This window comes from Cobetia sp. (assembly GCF_983723665.1).
In genome coordinates this window covers 1-7,229 of record NZ_CFDJES010000137.1, presented here as the reverse complement: position 1 = coordinate 7,229, position 7,229 = coordinate 1, and the positions used below count along the sequence as shown (strand labels likewise).

Below are 7,229 nucleotides of genomic sequence, written 5' to 3'. Positions count from 1 at the left end.
ACCCCGGCGGAATATTCCTCCAGCACCTCACGCACGCGCGCCGACATGTCGCCATTTATGTGGAATGGAAAATCAAGAGGGATGCGAACCGTTTCGTCCTTTTACTCAATAAAATACAGCGTCGCTTGTCAGGTTCTGTCTGAGAAGTCATGGCAGCAATGCTTTCCCTGTTCACTGAGCAGGAGCCCGCCAAGGCTGGCCGTTACAGCTTTCGAGCACCAGCATTCTTTGGATTTTCTGCTTTCATACCTAATGGAGATATGACTGAGCGATAGGTTTTTGGAAACAGAGGTCCCGGGGGCCTTCGCCAGTGGTGTGACAACTTCCTGTTTCAGGATGCTCTATTGCACGTCTAATTACAGACCGAAGAAGATGGCGAAAAATATGCTGGCTTTTCTTGTCTCTGTGTATTTATCATGAAGGCTGGGTAAATTTTGCACAGGACCTGCTTCATCTCATGATGTTCATCAGGCTTATTCTCATTGCGATATTGACACTATCGATTCCAGCCCTTGGGTTGGCGTCGTCAGGTGTTGGTGAGCAGTGCGAGATGATGCCAGGAACATTCATGATGCATGATGCACCTGACCAGCAGGATTGTGATGTGATGGCACAAAATTTCGCATCACAACCCGACTCGAGCGATAAATGCCCGCCAATGCAGGACTGTGTTGTCGGCATGGCGCTATATATCTCCAACTCGAATTTATCCATCTATACCTTACATCCCGTTCGCGTTTCCCCTCTGCTGTATGACCCGCCTGCCGTTTTCCGTTCTACCGACGGCTTATGGCGCCCTCCTCGTTTGAGCTGACTCCCTACTGAGATTCAACTTTCGCAGCTTCTATCGACTGCGAGGTTAAGCACGACTGTGCGTTGAAAAATCTGGAGTTAGAGCATGTATCTTCACAGATATCATGTCCTGTTTGGCTGGCTAATGATTGGCTGGCTGGGCATGGCCGGAGGCGTTCATGCCTCATCACTAAGCTTTAATGATGCCCTTGCAATAGGCGTACAAAACGCCCCCGAACTGGCTGCCAGCATGTCTGGTATCGCCAGCGCTCGTGAATTGATTGAGCCTGCCGATGCACTGCCTGACCCCAGACTAAGTCTTGGTGTCACCAACTATCCCGTTTCCGGCCCCGACAGGGGCAGCCTGACAGATAGCATGATGACGATGCAGCGCATCGGTTTATCGCAGTCCATACCCAATGGCGCCAAGCGTCATGCCCGCAAGACCATTGCCGAGGCCGAGTTGGGAAATGCCCAGGCATTGCGTTCTGTGGTGCATCTCATGGTGCATCACCATACGGCGCAGGCCTGGTTCAAGCGCTACTACCTGGAACGCAAGCTTGAACAGCTTGATGAACTCGACCAAGAAAACCGCCTTCTCACGACTACCGTTCAGGCTCAGATCGCATCAGGCAGCGCCCCGCTGACTGACAGTGTGCTTGCCAGACAAGCCGTGGCCGAACTTGCCGACCGACGTGACGCTCTGGAAAGCGAGCGGATCGCAGCCATCGCCGAGCTTCGCCGCTATGTGGGCGATGCGGCCGATGAGCCGCTTGAAGGGACACCGCCTTCTTTTGCCATTGCGCCGGAAGCCCTGCGCACACGTCTGAAACGCTATCCCGAAGTACTTGCCTTGAGTGCTCAGACTCGCATTGCCGAGGCCAGACTCGCTGAAGCGAAGGCCGAAAAGCGTCCTGACTGGGGCGTTGAACTGGCCTACCAGCATCGTGATGAACGCTACGGCGACATGGTCTCGGCACAGGTGTCGTTTGATCTGCCGCTGTTCTCCGGCAGCCGTCAGGACCCGACAATTCGTGCCCGTCAGCACACCGTGGAACGCCTTCAGTTCGAATACGATGCATTGCTGCGTGAGCAAATGAGTGAGCTGGACCATCAGCTGGCCGACTACGCCGCACTATCCCAACAGCTCAATCGAGCGCAAACCACCTGGCTTGATCTCGCCAATCAGAAAGTCGAGCTGCAGTACGTCGCCTACAAAAACGGCCAGAGCACTCTCGACGCCATCCTGGCCGCACGCCGCGAACTGATCGACCAACGCCTGCGCATCATTGATCTCAAACAACAGCGCGATCTGATCGCGATGCAGCTTCACTTTTCCTATGGGGAGCCCATGAATGAATAAGAATACGCTTAAAGTGGCTGCCCTGTTGGTTACCGTGACCGCTGCTAACGTGGGCATCACCTCCTGGCTGATTCATCGGGATACATCAGGGACTGAGCCTGCATCCAAAAAAGCGCAGGACCAGAGTGAACAGCGCGAGGTGTTGTACTGGTATGACCCGATGGTGCCGGATCAGCACTTCGACCAGCCGGGGCAATCCCCGTTCATGGATATGGCACTGGTACCCAAGTATGCCGACGAAGCTGGTAATACAGATGCTGCCGTCAGGATCAATCCGGGGGTGGTACAGAACCTTGGCGTACGCACCGTCCAGGTTACCCGTACCGCGCTCACCAGCGCTATCGAGGCTGCCGCCAACGTGCAGTTCAACGACCGCGATGTAGCGATCGTCCAGACGCGCAGCTCAGGATTCGTCGAGCGCAGCTACGATCTTGCGCCGGGTGATGTGATCAAGCAGGGCGCGCCCCTGGCCGATCTGCTTATCCCCGCCTGGGGCGGTGCGCTGGAAGAGTATCTGGCTGTGCTCAATACCCATGATCGCACTCTGATTAATGCTACGCGTCAACGGCTGATACTGATGGGAATGCCGTCAGCCTTGATCGAGCGTGTCGAAAAAAACCGCCGGGCCCAACCCGTCATCACGATGCATGCGCCGATTGGCGGCACCGTGCAGCGTCTCGATGTCCGGGCAGGAATGGCGTTGGAGAAAGGTGCGCCACTGGCAGTGATCAACGGGCTGGACACCGTCTGGCTCGAAGCCGCTGTGCCTGAAGTCCAGGCCGGCCGGGTCCGCGTCGGTCAGTCTGCCACAGCGCGGTTGACCGCCTATCCTGGCGAGACGTTCGAGGGTCAGGTGATTGCCGTGCTGCCCACAAATGATCCGTCCAGCCGTACGCTGCAGGTGCGCATCGCGCTGCCCAACCCCGAGCTGCGCCTGCGTCCCGGCATGTTTGCGCGTGTCCAGCTTGAAAGCACCGCAGAAAGCGTACTGACCGTACCCAGTGAGGCCGTGCTGCACGGCAGTCAACGCGACTATGTGCTCGTCGCTGACGGTGAGGGTGGCTTCACGCCGGTAACCGTTACCCTGGGAAGACAGTCCGGTCAGCAGACCGAGATACGCGATGGGCTGCAGGAAGGCCAGCGCGTCGTGGCATCGGGTCAGTTCCTGATCGACTCCGAGGCCAGTCTGGCCGGTGCACTCGATCGTCTCGGTGATACAGAGAGTGCGGGCACTGGCAACGCGGAAGCCATGGGCAACATGAATATGGACGCCCAGAGCAGCATGTCGGCTGAAGAGGCCAGCAGTGCGTCGATTGAAAGCCGCGGACGTGTCGAGGACTTGTCTGCCACGCAGATTACCCTGTCGCATGAGCCCATCCCGGCGCTCGATTGGCCAGCGATGACGATGCCATTCGAACTGGCCGACCCAGGATTGACGGAAGATATTGAGGTCGGCGACACCGTGACCTTCACGATGCGCGAAGGTGATAGCGGTTACGTTATCGATCAGCTGCAGCAAAGCGGAGGCGCACAATGATTGCACGCGTGATTCGCTGGTCAATCGGCAACCGCTTTCTGGTGCTGCTGGCAACTGTATTCATCGCCGTTGCCGGCGTGGTCTCGGTCAAGAATATGCCGCTCGATGCACTGCCGGACCTGTCCGATGTGCAGGTCATCGTCCGTACCCCCTATCCCGGTCAGGCGCCACAGCTGGTCGAAGAGCAGGTGACCTACCCGCTTTCGACCATGATGTTGTCGGTTCCGGGGGTCAAAACGGTACGCGGCTATTCGTTCTTCGGCGATTCCTATGTCTACGTGCTGTTCGACGACGATACCGACCTTTACTGGGCGCGTTCGCGGGTGCTCGAGTATCTGAGCCAGGCCCAGGGCCAGCTACCCAATGATGTCACGCCAGTGCTGGGCCCTGATGCGACCGGCGTGGGCTGGGTGTATGAATACGCACTGGTTGATCGCAGCGGCCAGCACGATCTGTCCCAGTTGCGTAGCCTGCAGGACTGGTTCCTGAAATATGAGCTCAAGAGTCTGCCCGGCGTTGCCGAAGTCGCTACCATCGGCGGTATGGTCAAGCAGTACCAGGTGGTGCTTGACCCAGCGAAACTGGCCGCTTATGGCATTACACAGCGTCAGGTCATCTCGGCCATTCAGAATGCCAACCAGGAAACCGGCGGCTCGGTGCTTGAACTTGCCGAAACCGAGTACATGGTGCGGGCGTCCGGCTACCTCGAGTCGCTTGAGGACTTCCAGCACATTCCGCTCAGGGCCAGTGCCGAGGGCGTCCCGGTCACGCTGGGTGACGTGGCGAGGATTCAGCTCGGGCCCGAGATGCGTCGCGGCATTGCCGAGCTCAACGGCGAAGGCGAAGTGGTGGGCGGCGTGGTGGTACTGCGCTCCGGCGGCAATGCGCTGGCGACGATAGAGGCGGTCAAGGACAGACTAGCCACGCTAAAGGGCAGCCTGCCCGAAGGCGTCGAAATTGTGCCCACCTATGATCGCAGCCAGCTGATCGAGAACGCTGTCGAGAACCTGAGCCACAAGCTGATCGAAGAGTTCATCGTCGTCGCGCTGGTGTGTGTATTGTTTCTCTGGCATCTGCGCTCGGCTTTCGTCGCGATCCTGTCGCTGCCGCTGGGTCTGCTGGTTGCCTTTATGATCATGCAGTGGCAGGGCATCAATGCCAACATCATGTCGCTGGGCGGTCTGGCCATTGCCATTGGCGCAATGGTCGATGCTGCCGTGGTCATGATCGAGAACGCCCACAAGAAGCTCGAGGCCTGGCACCATGCCAATCCGGGGCAGGTGCTCAAGGGAGAACGCCGCTGGGCGGTCATCGGCGATGCCGCTGCCGAAGTAGGGCCAGCCCTCTTCTTCAGCCTGCTGATCATCACGCTGTCATTCATTCCGGTGTTCACGCTGCAGGCTCAGGAAGGTCGCCTGTTCGGGCCGCTGGCATTCACCAAGACCTATGCCATGGCCGGTGCGGCAGGCCTGTCGATTACCCTCATCCCGGTATTGATGGGCTACTGGATTCGCGGCCGAATTCCCGATGAGAACCGCAACCCGCTCAACCGGCTGCTGATCTGGTTATACCGGCCGCTGCTCAACGTCACGCTGCGTCGCCCCAAAACCACGATCTTTCTGGCGCTGGTGTTGTTGGCAAGCGCGGCCTGGCCCATCAATCGGTTGGGCAGCGAATTCATGCCACCACTCGATGAAGGCGACCTGCTCTACATGCCCTCTGCCCTGCCGGGGCTATCGGTGGGCAAGGCATCGCAATTGCTGCAGCAGACCGACCGCCTGATCAAGACCGTGCCTGAAGTGGAAAGCGTGTTCGGCAAGGCCGGCCGCGCCGAAACGGCTACTGATCCGGCGCCCCTGACCATGTTCGAGACAACGATTCGTTTTAAACCACGTGACGAGTGGCGGCCTGGTATGACGCCTGACAAGCTGGTTGAGGAGCTTGATCGCATTGTGCAGGTACCGGGCCTGACCAACGTGTGGGTGCCGCCGATTCGTAACCGCATCGACATGCTTGCCACCGGTATCAAAAGCCCGATTGGGGTCAAGGTTTCAGGTACCGACATTACTCAACTTGACCGTATTGCCCAGCAGGTCGAACAGGCAGCGAAGAAGGTGCCCGGGGTGACCTCGGCCCTGGCTGAGCGCCTCAAGGGCGGGCGCTACGTCGATATTAATATCGACCGAGCAGCAGCGGCGCGCTACGGGCTCAATATCAATGATGTGCAGGCAATCATTTCCTCAGCGATCGGTGGCAAGAACATCGCCGAATCAGTCGAAGGGCTGGCCCGCTATCCGATCAACGTGCGCTATCCACGCGCCGTGCGAGATTCGCTCGAAGAGATGCGCCAGCTACCGATTCTTACCGCCAGCGGCGCGCAGATCACTCTCGATAGCGTGGCGAATATCAGCCTGAGCGAAGGCCCGCCGATGTTGAAGAGCGAGAACGCACGCCTGACCACGCTGGTGTATGTCGACGTACGCGACCGTGATCTCGGCTCGGTAGTCGCCGATCTGCAAGAGGTGGTCGGTCAGCAGGTCAAACTCGCACCCGGTACCTCGATCGCTTACTCGGGCCAGTTCGAATATATGCAACGTGCCAATGCGCGGCTCAAGCTCGTCGTACCGGCCACACTGTTAATTATCTTCGTACTGTTTTACCTGACATTTCGCAGGATCGGTGAAGCTGTGCTGCTGATGAGCACGCTGCCTTTCGCGCTGGTTGGCGGGGTGTGGCTGCTTTATCTGCTCGGCTACAACATGTCGATTGCCACAGGGGTAGGATTCATTGCATTGGCCGGCGTCTCGGCCGAGTTCAGTGTCGTGATGCTGCTTTATCTCAAGCAGGCCATTGAACGCTATCGCGCGGCAGATGGCACTCTTGAGCCGCAGACGCTCGATGCCGCTATTCAGGAAGGGGCAGTACTGCGCGTACGTCCCAAAGCGATGACTGTAGCCGTTATTCTCGCCGGACTTATCCCGATCATGGTAGGCAGCGGTACCGGATCGGAAGTCATGAGCCGCATTGCCACGCCAATGGTCGGAGGGATGATTACCGCCCCATTCGTTTCAATGCTTCTGGTGCCCATCGTGTATCGCCTGATGCGTACCCCGCGTCATCGAGCCGCCATTTCTCATCATGCAACACAAGATTAACCGTTCCACATCTTATGAGGATTTACCCATGAATAAGCTGATTCGTCCATTGCTGACCGCTGCCACGCTGGTGCTGGCCACCCAGACACTACCTGTCATGGCAGCGGAAATACAGAATATGGACATGAAGTCATCATCGGGGCAGAACCAGACCAAAGCCGTTGAGGGCGATGGCGTGGTCAAGGCTATCGACCCACAGTCGCAGAAGATTACCCTGGCCCACGGCCCCATCGAGGCACTCAACTGGCCAGCGATGCAGATGGCCTTCAAGGTGGCTGATCCGACGCTATTGGAAGGTATTAATGTAGGCGACAAGGTTCATTTCGGACTGCAGGGCGCTGACCATGTCGTGACAGAACTGAGCAAGAACTGAAGCGTGGCT

At 58.0% G+C, this 7,229-nt stretch carries 4 protein-coding genes; all 4 read left to right on the top strand.

Features of this window, described 5'->3' with window-relative positions:
- Positions 1-898 precede the first annotated feature (898 nt).
- Genes AC4FAH_RS12165 through AC4FAH_RS12150 form a run of 4 tightly spaced genes read left to right on the top strand, consistent with a single transcriptional unit; the run spans position 899 to position 7,220 of the window.
- Positions 899-2,155, top strand: coding sequence for a TolC family protein (locus AC4FAH_RS12165; protein ID WP_286987834.1), 1,257 nt, complete (start codon positions 899-901; stop codon positions 2,153-2,155).
- On the top strand, positions 2,148-3,692 hold the full coding sequence (locus AC4FAH_RS12160; protein ID WP_087720517.1) for an efflux RND transporter periplasmic adaptor subunit: 1,545 nt from the start codon (positions 2,148-2,150) through the stop codon (positions 3,690-3,692). Before AC4FAH_RS12165 ends, AC4FAH_RS12160 begins: the two co-directional genes overlap by 8 nt.
- Positions 3,689-6,847: an efflux RND transporter permease subunit gene (locus AC4FAH_RS12155; RefSeq protein WP_286987832.1), complete on the top strand. Its 3,159-nt coding sequence runs from the start codon at positions 3,689-3,691 to the stop codon at positions 6,845-6,847. Before AC4FAH_RS12160 ends, AC4FAH_RS12155 begins: the two co-directional genes overlap by 4 nt.
- A gap of 28 nt (positions 6,848-6,875) precedes the next feature.
- Positions 6,876-7,220: a copper-binding protein gene (locus tag AC4FAH_RS12150; protein WP_286987831.1), complete on the top strand. Its 345-nt coding sequence runs from the start codon at positions 6,876-6,878 to the stop codon at positions 7,218-7,220.
- Positions 7,221-7,229 lie beyond the last annotated feature (9 nt).